At 60.5% G+C, this 18158-nt stretch carries 14 protein-coding genes and 1 pseudogene; 3 read left to right on the plus strand and 12 right to left on the minus strand.

Annotation, left to right across the window (positions count from 1 at the left end):
- Positions 1-9: 9 nt before the first annotated feature.
- The 6 genes from PSH65_RS03445 to PSH65_RS03470 all read right to left on the minus strand — a co-directional run bounded on the left by PSH65_RS03445 (position 10) and on the right by PSH65_RS03470 (position 4767).
- Positions 10-690 carry a DUF2491 family protein gene (locus tag PSH65_RS03445; RefSeq protein ID WP_305424919.1) on the minus strand — a complete coding sequence of 227 codons (681 nt, stop codon included), beginning with the start codon at positions 688-690 and terminating at the stop codon, positions 10-12.
- Positions 677-1711 carry an ion channel gene (locus tag PSH65_RS03450; RefSeq protein WP_305424920.1) on the minus strand — a complete coding sequence of 345 codons (1035 nt, stop codon included), beginning with the start codon at positions 1709-1711 and terminating at the stop codon, positions 677-679. Before PSH65_RS03450 ends, PSH65_RS03445 begins: the two co-directional genes overlap by 14 nt.
- Before the next feature lie 72 nt (positions 1712-1783).
- Positions 1784-2347 (minus strand): rhomboid family intramembrane serine protease, encoded by a 564-nt coding sequence (locus PSH65_RS03455; protein ID WP_305424922.1) that lies wholly within the window; start codon positions 2345-2347, stop codon positions 1784-1786.
- A gap of 237 nt (positions 2348-2584) precedes the next feature.
- Positions 2585-3283 (minus strand): PspA/IM30 family protein, encoded by a 699-nt coding sequence (locus PSH65_RS03460; protein ID WP_052967054.1) that lies wholly within the window; start codon positions 3281-3283, stop codon positions 2585-2587.
- Positions 3284-3307: 24 nt separating this feature from the next.
- A complete protein-coding gene (locus PSH65_RS03465; RefSeq protein WP_030131197.1) occupies positions 3308-3889 on the minus strand; it encodes a YjfI family protein in 582 nt (193 codons plus the stop codon).
- A gap of 329 nt (positions 3890-4218) precedes the next feature.
- Positions 4219-4767, minus strand: a complete 549-nt coding sequence (locus tag PSH65_RS03470; protein WP_305424924.1) for a cysteine hydrolase family protein — start codon at positions 4765-4767, stop codon at positions 4219-4221.
- A gap of 102 nt (positions 4768-4869) precedes the next feature.
- On the opposite strand from PSH65_RS03470, the gene PSH65_RS03475 reads away from it, so the two are divergent.
- The 3 genes from PSH65_RS03475 to PSH65_RS03485 all read left to right on the plus strand — a co-directional run bounded on the left by PSH65_RS03475 (position 4870) and on the right by PSH65_RS03485 (position 8056).
- On the plus strand, positions 4870-5865 hold the full coding sequence (locus tag PSH65_RS03475) for a GlxA family transcriptional regulator (protein ID WP_305424925.1): 996 nt from the start codon (positions 4870-4872) through the stop codon (positions 5863-5865).
- A 333-nt stretch (positions 5866-6198) separates the two neighbouring features.
- A complete protein-coding gene (locus PSH65_RS03480) occupies positions 6199-7308 on the plus strand; it encodes a DUF3182 family protein (protein WP_305424926.1) in 1110 nt (369 codons plus the stop codon).
- The gene (locus tag PSH65_RS03485) at positions 7298-8056 is read left to right on the plus strand and encodes a S9 family peptidase (protein WP_305424928.1); all 759 of its coding nucleotides are present in this window, start codon (positions 7298-7300) and stop codon (positions 8054-8056) included. The genes PSH65_RS03480 and PSH65_RS03485 overlap by 11 nt, the downstream gene beginning before the upstream one ends.
- 46 nt (positions 8057-8102) lie before the next feature.
- On the opposite strand, the gene PSH65_RS03490 is transcribed toward PSH65_RS03485, so the two are convergent.
- The 6 genes and pseudogenes from PSH65_RS03490 to PSH65_RS03515 form a co-directional block, all read right to left on the minus strand.
- Positions 8103-9089 carry a lysylphosphatidylglycerol synthase domain-containing protein gene (locus PSH65_RS03490; protein WP_305424929.1) on the minus strand — a complete coding sequence of 329 codons (987 nt, stop codon included), beginning with the start codon at positions 9087-9089 and terminating at the stop codon, positions 8103-8105.
- A pseudogene (clsB, locus tag PSH65_RS03495) lies at positions 9086-10373 on the minus strand (cardiolipin synthase ClsB). The gene PSH65_RS03490 and the pseudogene clsB overlap by 4 nt, the downstream one beginning before the upstream one ends.
- Positions 10370-11167 carry an endonuclease/exonuclease/phosphatase family protein gene (locus PSH65_RS03500; RefSeq protein ID WP_305424930.1) on the minus strand — a complete coding sequence of 266 codons (798 nt, stop codon included), beginning with the start codon at positions 11165-11167 and terminating at the stop codon, positions 10370-10372. The pseudogene clsB and the gene PSH65_RS03500 overlap by 4 nt, the downstream one beginning before the upstream one ends.
- Complete coding sequence (locus PSH65_RS03505; protein WP_305424931.1) at positions 11164-12090, minus strand: DUF72 domain-containing protein; 927 nt, start codon at positions 12088-12090, stop codon at positions 11164-11166. The genes PSH65_RS03500 and PSH65_RS03505 overlap by 4 nt, the downstream gene beginning before the upstream one ends.
- A 196-nt stretch (positions 12091-12286) precedes the next feature.
- A complete protein-coding gene (locus PSH65_RS03510; protein ID WP_305424932.1) occupies positions 12287-13498 on the minus strand; it encodes an MFS transporter in 1212 nt (403 codons plus the stop codon).
- Positions 13499-13807: 309 nt separating this feature from the next.
- On the minus strand, positions 13808-18133 hold the full coding sequence (locus PSH65_RS03515; protein ID WP_305424933.1) for a DEAD/DEAH box helicase: 4326 nt from the start codon (positions 18131-18133) through the stop codon (positions 13808-13810).
- Positions 18134-18158: the final 25 nt, after the last annotated feature.

Raw genomic sequence — 18158 nt, forward strand, 5'->3', positions numbered from 1 at the left:
TCTTCCTTTTTAAAAAGTGTTCAGGTCAGTGGTGTACAGCGAAATGCCTAGCGAAGTGCTCAAGCTGATAGTGCCTTCGGCGTCTTCTTCGACGGAAAAAAGCAGGAATTCCCGGCGATCGGTCAGGCCGGTTTCGCGGGCGTACAGCATCGAGCGGTGCTCGATGCTGTAAGACTCATCCGGATTTTTCAGGTGTTCGCTCAACGCCACCAGTTCCGTCTGGCCGTCCTCGGTGCCCCATTCACGGGTGTATTCGACCCCGTTGTGAGTGTAGGTCGGCAGGCCGATCAGGCTTTGAGGGCCGGCCAGCCGACGCAGCTCCGATTCACTGTTGATGGTGATGTAGCTGAGGTAATTGAACAGGATCACTGACTCGACCTGACCGGCGATGTCGCCGCTGGTGTGCACTTGCAGCCAATGGTCTTCGTCGTTCATGTAATAACGCGACAGCCAGGTCGACTGCCCGAGATCAATGGTGCCAGCGCTCCAGATCTGTTGGGAGCCAGGGATGACCACGGCGGTTTTTTCGTCGAGCAACAACTTCAGGGTCGTGTCGAACATCACGCCCTTGCCCAATGCCAGGCCCAGCGGGCCGGTGACCGGTGGGCTGTCGTTGGCTGTCCATTTCGAGTCGGTGTTCTTGCTCGCGTTCGGGGCCTCAAGCCCCATCAACTGTTTAAACCATCCCATTGGTGATTTCCTTGAGGCGAGTGGAGGCGATGTAGAAGAGTTCGCCGCCCTCAACGCGGGTGGCGCCGGGCGGGTTGATCGAAGGTTGTCGGGCGCCTTTGGCGCGGTAGCCGATAAGCGTCGCGTTGTGGCGTTCTTTCATCTGTGCGTACAGATCGCCGAACGTTGCTTCAAAGGTCTCGGGTAGTTTCATCAGGTACTGGGTGGCGCCTTGACCCACGCACAGTAATTCATTGATGACCACGGATGAACCCGGATCCTGAGAGGCACGCACCAGCATCTCGATGGCCATGCTTGAAGTGCATTCCAGGCTGGGCGCGTAGGCGCTGGCGAGTGCAGCGATTTCACTTTCATTGAAGTGGGCGACCACATGCCCGGCAGGGCCCAGTTGATTGACCGCCAGCACCGTGGCCAGGGTCAGGTCGTCTGAATGGGTTCGCACCAGCACGCGCTCGGCGCCGGGAACGCCAGCGCGCAACAACAATGCACTGGAAGACAGGCTTTCGCCTTTGATGAAGGACGCTTTGCCCGGCATGGGGTTTTCGTCGAGGTCGCAATCGCAAATGACGATCAGGTTGTCATTGGACGTTTCGTCCTGCAGCAGTAACTCAATGACCCGCTCGCTGGACGCGCCTTCCCAGCCGATGAGAACCGTATGGCCGACCTTGCCGGTGAAATCGCCTTTGCCCTTCATGCCTTTTCTCCATACATCGATGACGCTGCTGGTGGTTTTGCCGATGGCTGCCGTCAGCAGCGCAATGCCCCCGAGCATGACCCAGGTAGCCACGAAAATTCGTCCCGCCGATGTCTGCGGCGCGAGATCGCCATAGCCGACGGTGAGTGTGGTGGTGAGATAGAAGTAGGTAAACGTGGCGGGGGCGGTGAGGTGTTGTTCGCCCAGAAGCACCAGGCCGATATAGGCCGTGCTCAGATGGATGCCCAGCGCAATGGCCAGGCCTGCCCAGCCGAACCGATGGAAGAAGGACGAGGCGTACGTGCGCAATAAAAGGAAAATCGACATTACATCCCTGACTCCGTGGGGGGCTTATTCCTGGCGACGTAATCGCTCTGGCGTCTGAGTGCTCAAATGCGGTTACCGGGCGGCATTAAACCTGCTGCGCGGCGTAGATAACAGTACCTTGGCTGCAATAAATCCGGCGATCGCACCAAAAATATGCCCTTCGAAGGACATGCCCTGGCGGGGAAAGAAGCCAAAGATCAGGCCGCCATAGAGCAGAGCCACGACACTGGCCGTGATCAGGTTGCTCCAGCTCCTCTGGAACCAGGCGCGCGACAGGAGGTACGCCCACAGCCCGAATACCCATCCGCTGGCACCGATGTGTACGCCTGCGAAACCGAACAGCCAGACCAGCGTACCGCCCAGCAGAATAATGATGGCGCTGACGACCACGAACCGGCTGAGCCCTTCGGCAATGACCAGGGTACCGAGGATCAAAAAGGCAATCAGGTTGGTGCTCAGGTGCGCAAAGGACCCGTGCAAGAAAGGCGAGGTGATGATGCCGACCAGTCCCTGCAGTGTTCTCGGCACCAGGCCGAAGGCAATAAGACTGTAGCCGGTCGCCACATTGAGCAGTTGCAGCGCGACCATGAAGATGGCCACGCCTGCGATTGTCTTGAAACCCTTCAGGGTATCCATCCGTGACCTCGAGTCGACAAAAGAAGGGCATCGAATGAATGCCTGTCAGTTAAGAGATAGAGCGAGCGCTGAGTAAAATTGTGGCGAGGGAGCTTGCTCCCGCTGGACTGCGCAGCAGTCCTTTTTTTGGAGCCGCTTCGCGGCCCAGCGGGAGCAAGCTCCCTCGCCACAGGTTCAGTGCGCTTGACTGACTGGCATCAGGGCAATGAATGCCCTTCCTTCCGCGCAGTGACCGGGTTACTCAGCCGATTTTTTCTTCAGGCGTTCCAGAATCGCATTGGCGCTGCCTTCGTTCGGCGTGATGCCGGCTTCACGCAGCTTGCGCTCCAGGTCGGTGCCGGTCGACGCATCGGCCAGTTGGTCCTGGGCTTCCAGTTCAGCGGCGCGTTGCTGCTGCTTGGCCTGCAGGCGGTTCAGAGTGCCGACGGCGGTTTCCAGTTTGCCGTTGGCACCGCCACTGGCGATCGAAGCGCTGACCTGGGCTTTCTGTACGCTTTCGCGCGCCTTGGCCATGTCCACTTGCTGACGCAGGCTTTTGATGCGGCTTTCAGCCTTGGTTATGTCTTTGCGCATGTTGTCCGCGTAACCGCCGAATTCGGTGGCCTGCTTTTGCTCGACATCCAGTTCATTGGTCAGGGTCGAAATGGCTTCGGCCACTTCCAGTGCCAGGTCTTCGCGGTTGGCCTGGATCGCGGCCAGGGCCTTGGATTCCAGATCCTTGATCTTGGCGTTGTACTCGCTGACGCGGTCAGCCGACAGTTTGTGCTTGGCCATGATGGTGACCAGCTCACGCTTGGCGTTGGCCAGCGCGCTGTCAGCATCACGAATTTCCTGGTCGAGGATGCGCAGGGCTTGTTGGTCGACGATCGATTCGCCGACTTCGTTGGCACCGCCACGCAGCGCGGTGAACAATTTGCTCCAGATGGACTGAGTCATTGGATATTTCCTGTTCCCGAAAAATTAGATGAAGAAACGTTCAAAGGCTTCGCTGGCGCGCTGGACGTTGTCGACGAGGGTTTTGACCTCGGTCACGACGTTGGTCAGGCTGGAGTCGGAGCTCAACGCGCCGAACATGTTGTAAACGACCTGCCCGTTGGGCATGGACTCGATACCGATCGAGGACAGCGGGAACATTTCCCGGCTGCGCAGAACGGCATCATTGAATGCCGGTACGTCGTTGATGGACTCGACATCGACCAGAACGGTGTCCACGATGACCTGATCACCAACCACGGCGATGTAAATCGGCAAGCCACCGAAATCGTTCATTTCCAGCTTGATGCTGGACTCGGAGCCTTGAACGAGGGAGAGGGTGATGTCGTTCGAAACCACTTCGTCGAGGGCCTGAAGGGCGCTGTAGAGGCGATCGATGTTCCAGTTATTACCTGCGCTCATGTAATTCTCCGACATGAATGAGCCAGCCAGAATCGGTTGGCGTAGCTGTTTCTCCATCTGCTTGAGCAGGCTTCGGTTTTCGGGAAGCACCCAAGTCTCGTGTTTCACATAACCGGCGGCACCCAGGCCCGCACGCATCTGCTTCATGTAGAAGCTGGATGGTTTTTTCGCGGACGGTTTTGAGCGCTCTCCCTTTTGGCTCGCTGAATCGGTAACAGACCCGGTAGGCGGATCTGCTGGAGAGCTGCTTTTCATGATGCTGACCCCGTTGTGAAAAACTCACGCGTGAGAAACACTACAGGCAATTTTTGCGGACCTCAATAGCTCACGCGTGAGATTTTTTGACTGTTGCACAGGGTATGACAATAGAAGGTCATGTGGGAGCGGGCTTGCTCGCGAAGGCGGCGAGACAGTCAACATTGATGTTGCCTGATACACCGCTTTCGCGAGCAAGCCCGCTCCCACAGGTTACTCATTTAACCAGCCAGAAAGTCGTCAGTGGACACCACGTTGGCATAGGCAAAACCCAGGGCTGACATGAAGGCGGCGTGAACGTGGGCGGCCGGGACAGTGACACCGTTGAACTCCAGGTCAAGGGTGGCGCAGGCATCGTGGACGACGGTAACGGTGTAGCCCAGGTCGGCCGCGGCGCGGGTGATGCCGTCGATGCACATATGGCTCATGCTCCCGACCACCACCAGGTGCTCGATGCCTTGCTGGTCGAGGATGGACTCCAGTTCGGTCTCGCGGAACGAGTTGACGAAATGCTTGAGCACCACCGGCTCGTCGGCGCGGTTGAGGACTTTGGGGTGCAACCTCGCGCCGTCGGAGCCCGGCGTGAAGAACGGTGCGGCGTCGGAGGTGAATTCATGGCGGATATGCACCACCGGATCACCGGCTTCGCGAAACGCCTGAATTAACCGCGCGGCGTTGTCCGCTGCGGCGTCGGCGCCCACCAGCGGCCACTTGCCCTGAGGGAAGTAGTCGTTCTGGATATCGACTACGATGAGTGCTTGCTTGGCCATGACTGTTTCCTCTAAGTGTGTGTCGGGTGTGGAATCAAGTATTGGGTTTAGCGGGCGGCTTGAGGATTGGCCGCACCGACAATAGAAGGGGGAAAACTGACAATGGGTGTAGAAAGGGCAGTCGCCGAACTGGGAGTGCTGATCTATCCCGGTGCACAGATGGCGGCAGTGCATGGGCTGACGGACCTGTTCGGTGTGGCCAACCGGATCGCCGCCGAGCATCAGGCGGCGCAGCTACCATTGCTGCGGGTCAGTCACTGGCAGGTCGAGGGCGATCAAGCGCCCGAGCGGGCCTATGACACTCATCCTGGCCCGGCCGGCGCATTGGTCGCCGTGTTGATCCCGCCCTCGATCGGAGGTTTTTCCGAGGGGCAGGCGCCCCAAGGGCTAACTCACTGGCTTCGTCAGCAACATGCCAACGGTGCGACCCTCGGTGGGGTCTGCGTGGGTTCTATTCTGTTGGCCGAAAGCGGTCTGCTCGATGGTCGTAGCGCCACCACCCACTGGACCTCGGCCAAGGCTTTCGCCGAGCGTTTCCCGGCGATCAAGCTCAAGGCTGACACGCCCATTGTCGACGATGGTGACCTGATCACTACTGCCGGGTTAATGGCCTGGTCAGAGCTGGGATTGCGGTTGGTGAACCGCTTGCTCGGGCCGAGCATTGCGACCGGCACAGCGCGGTTTCTGGTGGTGGAACACAGCGACAGCGCGAGCGAGTGCGGCAGTAATTTTTCACCGATTCTCAGCCATGGCGATGCGTCGATTCTCAAGGTCCAGCATTGGCTGCAAAGCACCGGGGCGACCGATGTCTCATTGGCGGCGATGGCCGAGCGGGCAGGGCTGGAAGAGCGCACCTTCCTGCGGCGTTTTCGTGCGGCAACCGGGTTGAAACCCACCGAATACTGCCAGCACCTGCGAGTCGGCAAGGCGCGGGAAATGCTCGAATTCACCAACGGCACCATTGATCACATTGCCTGGACCGTGGGTTACCAGGACCCGAGTGCGTTTCGGGCCACGTTCAAAAAGATTACCGGGCTGGCGCCGAGTGACTATCGGGCGCGGTTTGGGGCGTCTGCGACTGCAGCAGTGGCTCGGTAGGTCAGATCCAATCCGATAATGTGGGAGCGAGCCTTTGTGGGAGCCGGGCTTGCCCGCGATGCAGGCGACTCGGTTTAACGTTGAACCGAGTTGATGCCATCGCAGGCAAGCCCGGCTCCCACAAAGGCTCGCTCCCACATGGGTTAGGCGGCAGGTTTGAGTCGTGCAAAATGCCGGGAGCATTGAATGGTGTCGTGCAGAATAAAACAGGCCTTGTGCTATCGCGTATTTCGCAAACAACTGATTTGAAACCCGTTTCTCTCCAGCCGCCGTTGGCCTGATCTCTGCACTTCCTTCAGCTACATTTATCAAACGCAGATTGAAGGGGAACGCATGACCCCAACAAATCGCAAGAAACTGGTGCTCGCCCATTCGGTGCGACCCAATGCCTCGCTGCACGAAGTCGAAACCAATCGCGCGTTGGCCCGGTGGCTGGCGCAGGTCGTCGGGCTCGAATACGGCGGTAGTTACGACCCGCAGCTGCATAGCGGCCGTGATCTATATCTGTTGCCGACCCAGACACTGGTGGGCGTTGCTGCCGCCCGACAGCTGGGCGTTAAAGGCCCGCAGGATTTGTGGGGCGGTTACGTCGACCACGATTTCATCTGCACCAAAGCCATCAGCCATGGGTTATTGAACCGCTATGCGTTCGCGCCCGAAGGCTGGTCGTCGTTGTTTTCCGAACGGGTACGCAGTGTCGTGCTCGATGGCCTCAGCGTGTTCTCGCTGGACGATGCTCGCCCGGCAGCGGAGCATCTGCTCTACAGCGGTCCGATCCGCATGAAGCCTATTCATGCCTGCGCCGGACGCGGTCAGGAAGTGATCAAAAGCCTCGACCAGTTCGACGCCATCCTCGCCCGCCCCGATGCCAAAACAGTGTTCACCGAAGGTGTGGTGCTGGAACAGGATTTGACCGAGGTGGTCACCCATAGCGTCGGTCAGAGCTTTATCGGCGACAAGGTGCTGAGTTATTGCGGTGATCAATACTTGACCGAAGACGGTCAGGGCGAGCAGGTTTATGGAGGGTCCAACCTGTTGGTAGTGCAGGGGTATTACGAGGACCTGCTGGCGCTGGAACTACCGGACGACACGAGGTTGGCGATCCAGCAAGCGCAGGTGTTCGACAGTGCGGCCGATGACGCCTATCCCGGTTTCTACGCCTCGCGGCGCAACTACGATATCGCCCAGGGACTGGATTGCAACGGCAAGCAACGCAGCGGCGTGCTTGAACAATCCTGGCGCCTGGGCGGTGCCAGCAGTGCTGAAGTTGCGGCACTGCAGAGCTTCGTCAACAACCCCGGCTTGCGCGCGATTTGCGTGTCTTCGGTCGAAACCTATATTGATCAACCGCTGCCGGCCAACGCCATTGAGGTCTACCGAGGGCCAGCGGAACACAGTGACTTTCTTCTCAAGTACGTAACGGTCAAATCCTATGACGGCTAGAAGCGAAACCATTCAGATCGACATCGATGATGAACAGATGAGCGGAACCTTCCTCAGCCCCAAATCGAAAGTCCCGGGTGTGCTTTTCGTTCATGGCTGGGGCGGTAGTCAGGAGCGCGACCTGGAGCGCGCCAAAGGCATCGCCGGGTTGGGTTGCGTATGCCTGACATTCGACTTGCGCGGCCACACCGGCGGGACCGGTATTCCGTTGTCCAGGGTAACCCGCGAAGACAACCTGCGTGACCTGCTGGCGGCCTACGATCGACTGCTCGCTCATCCTGCGCTCGACACGTCTGCGATCGCCGTAGTCGGCACCAGTTATGGTGGTTATCTGGCGGCGATCCTGACGTCCTTGCGCCCGGTGCGCTGGCTGGCGCTGCGGGTGCCGGCGTTGTATCGCGACGATTTTTGGCACACACCCAAGCGTGAGCTGGACACGCTCGATTTGCGCGATTACCGCAGCACGCGGGTCCACGCCGACAGCAATCGCGCACTGCATGCCTGCTCGCAGTTTACCGGGGATGTGTTGCTGGTGGAGTCCGAGACAGACGCCTATGTGCCCCACGCGACCATCATGAGTTACCGCGCAGCGTGTCAGCAGACCCACTCGCTGACCCACCGGATCATCGACGGTGCCGATCACGCCTTGAGCGATCCGGTTTCGCAACAGGCGTACACCTCGATCCTCGTTGGCTGGATCACGGAAATGGTGGTGGGCGAGCGGTTGAGCATTATTCAATCGCGTTGAGATTTGCGGTGTTCTCGCGATGACGGACGCCGCGTCACCGTGTTGCTCAAGAAGGTTTTTTCGAAATCCGCAACGACTTCGCCTTAGCCTCCACCACCAGGTACATCACCACGGTAATCAGCAGTGGCAGGAGGAAATAGATCGCCCGATAAGCGAGCAACCCCGCCACCAGACTTCCTCGTGAGGCCTCGTGTTGCAGCAACGCCACGAACACCGCCTCCAGCACACCAAGCCCGGCCGGAATGTGAGTGATGACCCCGGCAATGGCGCTGATCAGCAACACGCCAAGCACCAATGGATAGTCCAGTTTGCTAGGTAGCAGGGTGAAGATCACCGCCGCCATCAGCGACCAGTTCAGCGCGCCGAGGGCCAGTTGCAGGACCGCCATGTGCAGCGATGGCAGGTTGATTTCCACGCCGCGAATCGACCATTCCCGGCGCCTGGAAAACTGACAGGCCGCCAGATACCCCGCACTCAACAGCAGCAACAACACGCCCACGCCCTGCAGGGCGCCGCTGCTCAGTTTCCAGCCCGGGGGCATTCGCACCAGTCCGCTGCTGAACACGGTGCCGGCAATCACCATGTAGCCGAACCAGTTGGTTGCCAGGCTCAGCCCGAGGATTTTCGCGATGTTGCTTTTGCTCACGCCGAGCCGCGAATACAGCCGATAACGCATGGCGACCCCGCCGACCCAGGCGCTCAGGTTAAGGTTGAAGGCATAGCTGATGATCCCCACCGGGAGGATCTGCCGCCAGGTCAGGTCCTGCCGAATATAGGTGCGGCCGATCAGGTCGAAACAGGCGTACACCAGAAAACTCATCAGTGTTACCCCGGACGCGATGATCAGTGTGCGCACTTTGAAGTCGGCCAGGGTATCGAACACTTCGCCCCATTCGATACGTTGGGCGAGCATCGTGAACAGCACGATCAACGCCAGAAAAAACAGCATCGTCAGAGGCTTTTTCCAGCGGTGCCAGTGGGATTTTCGCGGTGTGTCGGAGTGAGGGGCAGGCTGCGCATCAGAATGACTCATGCCTTATCACTCCCGGTCGGATGGATGAAGGGTTTCAGGCGCGGTTTATGCGCCGGCAGCCAACCGGCCCCACGCCGGGAAATGCCGCAGGACGTGAAACACCAGAAAACCGATGGTCATGTGCCAGATCCGCCCGCGAGGCGCCTTGTCCGTCGACATGACCTTGCAGTGGTTGCTGCTCAACTCATCGAGACGCTCGAACAGGTCGCGGTTGAAGGCACGGTCGCGGATCAACACGTTGGCTTCCAGGTTCAGGGACAGGCTCAGCGGGTCGAGGTTACTTGAGCCGACGGTGCTCCAGTCCTCGTCGACCAGGGCGACTTTGCCATGCAACGGGCGGTCGCAATATTCGTAAATCGCTACCCCGGCCCGCAGCAGGTAATCGTAGGTCATGCGTGCGGCGAGTCTGGCCACCCGCAAATCCGGCTGCCCCTGAAGAATCAGGCGAACCTCGACCCCTCGGCGCGCCGCGTTGCGGATCTCCCGCAGCAGCCGATAGCCTGGAAAGAAGTAGGCATTGGCGATGACCACGCGATGCCGGGCATTGCGCACGACCTGCAAGTACTCCTCTTCGATATCGCCCGGGTGTTCGCCATTGTCGCGATACACCAGCCGTACCTGGCCATCATGATCGCTGACCGCCAGTTCCGCGCGCCTCTGTCTGCGGCGTCGCCACCAGTACTTGGCCCGGGCCGGGCGACCACTTTGCAGCAAGGCGAAATGATGAATATCAGCCACCGCCGGGCCTTGCACTTCAACCGAATAATCCTGTTTGGCCTCGGGGCCGAAGTCGGCCAAATGGTCGGCGGAAAAGTTGATTCCGCCGAGGAATGCAATCGTCCCGTCGACCACCACAATCTTGCGGTGCAGGCGGCGGAACCAGTTGGTGCGGATGCCGAAGTGACGCGGGGCGGGATCGAATATTTGCAGGCGCACACCTGCATTGCTCAAGGCGGCGAGGAACTCCGTACTCAATTCGCCACAGCCAAAACCGTCGAGGCTGACGGTGATACGCACACCGCGTTGAGCCGCTTCAATCAGGATTTTTTGAAGCTCATTGCCGACCTTGTCCTCGAACACAATGAAGGTCTCCAGCAGGATTTCACTCTGGGCCTGGCGCAGCGCTTCAAACACCCGTGGAAAGTATTCCTCGCCGTTCTCCAGCAATTCGACGCGGTTATTACCGTGCCAGCCGTATTCGACGCCAACGACCACCGGCTCACGCACGGGCGGAGGTGTGGAAACCTGTTCGATCGTGGTTTTTTCCATCAATGGGCCGGTCATAGCTCGATCTCCACCGATAGCGGTGCATGGTCGGAAAGGTGGGACCAGGGCCGTACCGCCAGTACTTTCGGATGGCTGGCCTTGAGGTTGCGCACGTAGATGCGGTCCAGGCGCAACGCCGGCAAACGCGCCGGGAAACTACGCGCCGGTTTGCCATGCAGCTCAGCGAACACTTCACGCAAACCGCAGGGCTTGAGCAGCGCATCGGCGCGCTGGCGCCAGTCGTTGAAGTCGCCGGCGACGACCACCGGGGCATCCTCCGGCAACTCTTCCATACGTTGGCTCAGCAGCTTAAGTTGTGCCGTCCGGTGACTTTCGCGAAGCCCCAGATGGACGCAAATGGCATGCACTTCCCGGCCATCGCCGGGCATCCGCAGCACGCAATGCAGGATTCCACGGTTCTCATGGCCGTGGATGGAAACGTCCAGGTTGTCGTGGCGAATGATCTGGAATTTCGACAACAGCGCATTGCCGTGATCGCCCGCCGGGTAGACCGCGTTGCGCCCATAAGCAAATTGCGGCCACAGGGTATCGGCAAGGAATTCGTACTGGGGCATTGCCGGCCAATTGAGGTAGCGCTGTGGATGATGTTCGTGGGTGCCATGGACCTCCTGCAAAAACACCACATCGGCGGACACGCTACGTACCGCTTCGCGCAACTCGGGCAGGATGAAGCGCCGGTTCAGCGCGGTGAAACCCTTGTGCGTGTTGACCGTCAGCACGGTAAAGCGGCTCACGGCACTGATGATGGGTTGCTGTTCATCCGTTGTGCCGACCGGTTCGGGAACGCTCATGGCAGCACTCCTTCGGCAACTGGCTCACCAGGGACGGTGGCAAGGTCTTTGTCGAGATGTAAACGCTCAAGCAAGCGGCGGGCATCGAAGGGCGCCCGGACTTTGATGTCGTTATCGAAATAACAGAACACTTCCCGGGATCTGCGTGTCTTGGGTTTTTGCCGGGGTGCGATCAATTGCGGATCTGCCGGTTGCTGTCCGTGGTACCAGGCCTCGATCCGGTCGCCCCAGCGTTTCAACGCTTGTGGGGTATAACCGCTGGCGTAGAGTTCTTCGGCACCGTGCAGGCGCAGATAGACAAAATCACTGGTGATGTCTTCGCGATACGGCCATTTACCGGCGGTGTCAGCGATGACCAGCGCGGTGTTGTAGCGTTTGAGCAGGCGGACAAAGGCGGGGTCGACGAAACTTTCGTGGCGAATTTCCACGGCATGGCGCAGCGGCTTTTTGCCGTAGGCCTTCATGCTGGCGTGACCATTCAAGCGCGGCTCATGCTGGCGGGCGAGGGCAGCGGCCTGTTCCGTGTCGTGGGGTAATTGTTCGAGAAAGCTTTTGAACAATTCCGGGTCGAATTTAAAGTTGGGTGGAAACTGCCAGAGGATCGGGCCGAGTTTTTCCCTGAGTTCCAGCACCCCGGAGGCAAAGAAATTCGCCAGCGGCTTATGAATCTCCCGCAAGCGCTTGATGTGGGTGATAAAACGCGGCGCCTTGACGCTGAACACGAAGCCCGTCGGGGTTTCGTCGTACCACTGGGCATAACGTTCGGGCCGTTGCAGGGCGTAGAACGATCCATTGATTTCGATGCTGTTCACTGCCCGTGAAGCGAATTGCAATTCGCGCTTCTGGGTCAGCCCCTTCGGGTAGAACTCCCCCCGCCAAGGCGTGTAGCGCCAGCCTGAAATACCAATATGAATCGCCGCCATGTCGCCTCCCGTCCTCGGACAGCCCTGTCTTTTGATGACTGCCGGGTGTGCGAGAAAGTTTCGACGGGGGTACGGACGGTCAAACGCAAAAACCATCAAGACACAAGCGGGCTTGCTCGCGAAAGCGATGTGCCAGTCGACATCAATGGTGCATGACACACCGCTTTCGCGAGCAAGCCCGCTCCCACAGGGTCCGTCAGTGACCGGTGGCCATACGGGCCGAACCCTCAGCCGGTTCGGCATACACCGGACCCAACCGATCAAGGCGACCACTCCAGGCGGTCAGTGCCAGTGCGACCAAGACCACCAGGCCGCCGATCCACGCGGTATGAATCAGACCCATGTGCGCCACGATCAAACCACCGCCCCACGCCCCACCGGCAATGCCGAGGTTGAACGCCGCAATGTTCAGGCCCGAAGCCACGTCCACTGCATTCGGGGTGTGATGTTCGGCCTGACGCACCACATACACCTGCAAGCCCGGCACGTTGCCGAAGGCCACCGCACCCCAAACCAGCACGGTGGCCAGTGCCAGCCATGGATTGCCGGCAGTGAAGGTCAGCACGAACAGCACGGCGGCGAGCAGGGCGAAGATGATTTTCAAGGCACTGATCGGCCCGCGCTTGTCCGCCAGTTTGCCGCCCCAGATGTTGCCGACGGCTACCGAGATGCCATAGACCAGCAGCACCAGGCTGACGGTGCTGGCGCTGAAGCCGGAAATGTCCTGAAGAATCGGCGCCAGAAAGGTGAAGGCAATGAACGAGCCGCCGTAACCAACCGCCGTCATGGCATACACCAACAGCAAGCGCGGCTGCTTGAGCACCTGCAATTGCTGCAACAGCGAAGCCGGTTTGCTGTGGGCGATGTTTTTCGGCACGTAGAGCAGGCTGCCGATAAAGGCGATCACACCCAATGCAGACACGGCGAGAAAGGTTTCACGCCAGCCAAAATGTTGACCGATAAACGTCCCCAACGGCACACCGGTGACCAGCGCCACGGTCAGGCCGGTGAACATGATGGCAATCGCGCTGGCGGCTTTTTCCTTCGGCACCAGGCTGGTGGCGATGATCGAGCCGATCGAGAAAAACACCCCATGAGCCAGGCCCGTGACGATCCGCGCAATGATCAGCGACTCGTAGCTTGGGGCTTTCCAGGCCAACAAGTTGCCGAGCGTGAACAGCACCATCAACGACAACAGCAGCAATTTACGTGGGACTTTGCCGGTGAGGGCGGTCAGCACCGGCGCGCCAATGGCCACACCGAGAGCATAAAGGCTGACCAGCAGGCCAGCGGACGGCAGGCTGACACCGAGGTCGGCGCCGATGGTGGGTAACAGGCCGACGATGACGAATTCCGTCGTCCCGATGGCGAAAGCGCTGAGGGTCAGCGCGAGCAAGGCAATGGGCATGGCTGCAACTCCGGTGGGATTGATTGATGGAGCGCAGTGTCGGGGTTTGGGTCGTGCGGAAAAATACAGAGATGGGCATTTGATATTTGCGTGCAGGTCAAATATCTCACGGCTGGTATTAAACCTTGTGGCGAGGGAGCTTGCTCCCGTTCGGCTGCGGAGCAGTCGCAAAGCCATACAGCGCGGTGCATCCGGGAGAAATTGGTTTACAGGTTTTGGGGGCGCTTCGCACCCCAGCGGGAGCAAGCTCCCTCGCCACAGAGGATTGTGTCCAATGACAACACAACCCCTGCGAGCGGTGCGGCGATCCTACAGGGGGGAGTGGCGGATCAGTGTGTTGCGTACTTCTGTAGTCGATTGCTGATCCAGCTCCAGCCAGAACTGCTGCTTGCCGGCGATCTCGGCGGCGGCCGGTATGCCGTCGCGATACACCAGTCGATTGCTCGCCAGCGCCGGCACTTTCGCGCCTGGCAACAGGGTACCGGCAAGGTTCAGCGGATCCACCCCGCACACCGCGATCAGACTCCCGTCGTGCGGTCGCCGCCTGACTTCGCGCAATAACGGAATCGCCTCGGGCAGCGCAAATTGTTCACCGGCCAAGCCACTGACAAACCGCCCGCCACGGATCTCACCCCGAGCCTCGAGCCGATGGAACGTGCGCAGCAATTCCCGCCAACTCGGCAACCAATCCGCCTCACGTTCCAGCAAGCGCCAGAACACCACGCCGTAACGGCGCAGCAAGGTCATGGCGATGTGTTCCAGGGTTTCATTGGGTGTGGGCGCGGGTCGCTGCTTATCCACAACCGGCGCGACAGCACCGCGGCGCAGCAACGCCCAGCGCCCGGCATCGTCCATGCCGCCGACAAACGCTCCACGTCCGCGTCGGCTGCTGCGATTCTGGCGTTTGCTGGCCGGCGTGATCAGCGCCCGCAGCCCGGCGAAGCTGTCGGCGTTTACCAGCCCGGCGCCGACCAGTTCCTGCAAGGCAATTTCCAGTTCCGAGCGAAGCAGATGGGCTTCGTGAATCAGCTCATCGAAAAACAGTGCGCCATGCTGGCTGAGCGCTTCATGGACTTTTTGTGTTTTGGGCGACAGTTCGCTGGCCGGCGTCTGTTCGGTCAAGCCGCTCCACAACCCGACCTGACTGCGCGGCAGCAGCAGAATCGGCGTGCTGCGCAATGCCGTGCTAGTGCTCTTGTTGCGCGCGGTGAGACGGGTCCAGATCAGTTTTCCGCTGCGGCACAAATCATCCAGCCAACTCGCTGAATAGTCTTTGAGCCGCGCCGGCAGAATGTCGCTGTCCCACGCCGAAGCGGCGGCGGGGTAGCCTTCGAACTGGCTGATGATCGCCGGCAACACTGCGCTGCCCTGGCCTTGGCTCGCGGCAGACAGGTGCTGCCAGTCGAACAGAAAACGCATGAAATCCTGCAGCGCTACCGGCTCGATTTCCCCTCGCAGCCGCTTGACTGTGTAGCGATGAATCCGCGCCAGCAAATGCCGTTCGCACCATTCTTCATCAGGGGCGCCTGGGGTGAATTGCCCACGCAGCACATAACCTTCGCGCTCCAGTTGCGCCAGGGCTTGAGTGACTTGAGTCGCCGGTAATCCAAGCGGTTCGGCAATCGCCTTCAGCGGTAACGGACCAAATGCGCTGAGCCGCGCGCGGATCACTTCCAGCACCGCTTCGTCCGGCTCCCAGGTTTCATCGAAACCGGGCAATGCCTCCAACGCAGGGATCAATTTGGCCTGTGGATAAATGGCCCGCAGACAGGTCAGTCGTTCCAGCGCGAGCCATAGCGATTGTTCGGTATTGATTTGCAAACGGCTCGCCCGGCCACTGTCGGCCAAGGTGTTCAGCCACTCGAGCCAATTCGGATTGGCCTGGGCTTCGGCCTCGGTAATGCACGCCAGGCTCATCAGCGCTTCATGCATTTCATCAATGCCGGTGGGCGTTGGCCAGGCTTCATCACGCACGGCGGTAATCGCCTCAGCGTCCAGCGCACCGAGATCATCGGTAGATTGCGGATCACTCCAGCGGCGGTTGAGCACTGCCTGAGTGCGACGCTCTTCCAGCGGCGCATCGTCGAGGAAGGTGTAGGGGCGGGCGCTGAGGATTTCCGCCGCCAGTGGCGAAGGCGCTGGCAGATCGCGGCTGATCAGGCGAATGTCGCCCTGTTCCATGCGCCGCAACAACGCCAGCCAGCCCTCGCTGTCCATGGCCTCGTGCAGGCAATCGTCGAGGGTTTGTTCCACCAGCGGATGGTCAGGAATCTCGCGCTCACCGGCGAGGTTTTCCACACAAGCGATCTGATCGGGAAACACGCTGGCGATCAGGTCTTCGCTTTTCATCCGCTGGATCTGCGGCGGCACTTTGCGGCCGCCGCTGTAGCGCGGCAGCGCGAGGGCGACCCCGGCATTCCAGCGCCAGCGCACGCCGAACAGCGGCGCCTCGAGTACCGCTTGAATCAAGGTATGTTCGGCACTGTTGCTGTGCAGATAACGCCACACGTCCTCCAGCTCGAAGCTGTGGCCGGTGGACAGCGACAGCACGATGGCGTCCTCGCTGGCGGCGGCCTGTAATTCGAAGTTGAAGGTGCGGCAAAAACGCTTGCGCAGGGCCAGGCCCCAGGCGCGGTTGATGCGGCTGCCGAACGGTGAGTGGATGATCAGCTGCGTACCGCCGGACTCGTCGAAAAACCGCTCCATCAGCAGCGTGTCTTGCGATGGCAAGGCGCCGAGGGTCTGGCGCGCCCGGGCCAGGTAATCGACCAACTGCTCGGCGCTGGCGAGGTTCAAACCGAGGGTGTCGGTCAGCCAGTCGACGGCCGGTTGCAAGTCGCCGGGCGTGGCGCCGAGTCGCTCATCGAGTTGCGCTTGCAGGCGAGCCACGGCGAACGACAGTTCATCACTGCGACCCGGTGCTTCACCGAGCCAGAACGGAATGCTCGGCGGCTGACCCTGGGCGTCTTCGACCCGGACCTTGCCGGTTTCGACCCGCAGGATCCGATACGACGTATTGCCCAACTGAAAGATATCCCCGGCGATGCTTTCCACCGCGAAGTCTTCGTTGACGCTGCCGATGTTCAGCCCTTGAGGCTCCAGCAAAACGCTGTAGTCGGCGTTGTCCGGAATCGTCCCGCCGCTGGTCACGGCGGTCAGCTTGGCGCCTCGACGGCCCCGCAGGGTGCGGCTTACGGCGTCCCGGTGCAGGTAAGCGCTGCGAATCCCCTGGCGCCCGTTGTAGCCCTCGGCGAGCATCTGCAGCAGTGCCTGATAGTGCTTTTCGTCGAGCGTGGCGTAGGGCGAGGCGTTGCGCAGCATCTCCAGCAGCGCCTGCTCCTGCCATTCCTGGCAGCTGACCTCGGCGATGATCTGCTGGGCCAGCACGTCCAGCGGCGCCTCGGGGATTTGCAGCGTGTCGAGCTCACCACGGCGTACGCAATCGAGCAGGGCGGCGCATTCGATCAGGTCGTCGCGGGTGGTGGCAAACAAACGGCCCTTGGGCGTGCCGCCGACCTGGTGCCCGGAGCGGCCGACCCGTTGCAGAAACCCGGCAATCGAGCGTGGCGAAGCGATCTGGCACACCAGGTCGACGTCGCCGATATCGATCCCCAATTCCAGCGAAGCGGTGGCGATCAGCACTTGCAGTTCGCCGCGCTTGAGCCGTTGCTCGGCATCGAGACGAAACTCTTTGGCCAGGCTGCCATGGTGGGCGGCAACCGCGTCCTTGCCGAGGCGTTCGCTCAAGTGGCGACTCAGGCGTTCGGCCAGGCGCCGGGTGTTGACGAAAATCAGCGTGGTCCGGTGTTCACGGGCGAGGGCGGCGAGTCGGTCATAGACCAGTTCCCAGACGTCATTGGCCATCACCGCCGACAACGGCACGGGTGGCACCTCTATATCGAGATCCCGTGGGCGGGCGTGGCCGATGTCGATGATGTCGCAGTCGCGATCACGGCCGACCAGAAAGCGCGACACCGCTTCGATGGGTTTTTGCGTGGCGGACAGGCCGATACGCACCAGCGGTTGCGCGCAAAGCGCCTGCAATCGCTCCAGGCTCAGGGCCAGGTGACTGCCACGTTTGCTGGCGGCAATGGCATGGATTTCGTCGACGATCACCGTGTGGATGGTGCCGAGCATTTGCCGGCCGGAGTCGGAGCCGAGCAGCACGTAAAGGGATTCCGGGGTGGTCACCAGAATGTGCGGCGCGGTTTTGCGCATGGCCGAGCGCTCTTTTTGCGGCGTATCGCCGGTGCGCACGGCGGTGCTGATCGGCACGTCGGGCAGGCCCATCACGCGCAACTGTTCGGTGATGCCGGCCAGCGGGTTTTGCAGGTTGATCTGGATATCGTTGGACAGCGCCTTGAGTGGCGAAACGTAGACCACCAGGGTTTCATCCGGCAGGCCATCCGGGCTCTCCAGGCCACGATGGACCAGATCGTCGAGCACGGCCAGAAACGCGGTGAGGGTCTTGCCGGAGCCGGTGGGCGCGGCGATCAGGGTCGAACGGCGCTGGCGTATCAACGGCCACGCCCGGGCCTGGGCGGCGGTGGCCGTCGCGAAGGTATTGCTGAACCAGGCGCTGACGGCGGGGTGGAAACCGTTCAGAGCGCTGTCTGCGGGGATGGGCAGGTTCATGAGCCAATTTATGCGGGTGGGGGCG

The sequence above is a fragment of the Pseudomonas sp. FP603 genome, assembly GCF_030687415.1.
GTDB lineage: Bacteria > Pseudomonadota > Gammaproteobacteria > Pseudomonadales > Pseudomonadaceae > Aquipseudomonas > Aquipseudomonas wuhanensis.

Excerpts from the sequence above, each read along its gene's own strand:
- PSH65_RS03500 (WP_305424930.1), bottom strand. The coding sequence starts at position 11,167 with ATGAGCGTTCCCGAACCGGTCGGCACAACGGATGAACAGCAACCCATC.
- PSH65_RS03490 (WP_305424929.1), bottom strand. The coding sequence starts at position 9,089 with ATGAGTCATTCTGATGCGCAGCCTGCCCCTCACTCCGACACACCGCGA.
- PSH65_RS03485 (WP_305424928.1), top strand. The coding sequence starts at position 7,298 with ATGACGGCTAGAAGCGAAACCATTCAGATCGACATCGATGATGAACAG.
- PSH65_RS03470 (WP_305424924.1), bottom strand. The coding sequence starts at position 4,767 with ATGGCCAAGCAAGCACTCATCGTAGTCGATATCCAGAACGACTACTTC.
- PSH65_RS03450 (WP_305424920.1), bottom strand. The coding sequence starts at position 1,711 with ATGTCGATTTTCCTTTTATTGCGCACGTACGCCTCGTCCTTCTTCCAT.
- PSH65_RS03455 (WP_305424922.1), bottom strand. The coding sequence starts at position 2,347 with ATGGATACCCTGAAGGGTTTCAAGACAATCGCAGGCGTGGCCATCTTC.
- PSH65_RS03465 (WP_030131197.1), bottom strand. The coding sequence starts at position 3,889 with ATGAAGCAGATGCGTGCGGGCCTGGGTGCCGCCGGTTATGTGAAACAC.
- PSH65_RS03475 (WP_305424925.1), top strand. The coding sequence starts at position 4,870 with ATGGGTGTAGAAAGGGCAGTCGCCGAACTGGGAGTGCTGATCTATCCC.
- PSH65_RS03460 (WP_052967054.1), bottom strand. The coding sequence starts at position 3,283 with ATGACTCAGTCCATCTGGAGCAAATTGTTCACCGCGCTGCGTGGCGGT.
- PSH65_RS03480 (WP_305424926.1), top strand. The coding sequence starts at position 6,199 with ATGACCCCAACAAATCGCAAGAAACTGGTGCTCGCCCATTCGGTGCGA.
- PSH65_RS03515 (WP_305424933.1), bottom strand. The coding sequence starts at position 18,133 with ATGAACCTGCCCATCCCCGCAGACAGCGCTCTGAACGGTTTCCACCCC.
- PSH65_RS03510 (WP_305424932.1), bottom strand. The coding sequence starts at position 13,498 with ATGCCCATTGCCTTGCTCGCGCTGACCCTCAGCGCTTTCGCCATCGGG.
- PSH65_RS03505 (WP_305424931.1), bottom strand. The coding sequence starts at position 12,090 with ATGGCGGCGATTCATATTGGTATTTCAGGCTGGCGCTACACGCCTTGG.
- PSH65_RS03445 (WP_305424919.1), bottom strand. The coding sequence starts at position 690 with ATGGGATGGTTTAAACAGTTGATGGGGCTTGAGGCCCCGAACGCGAGC.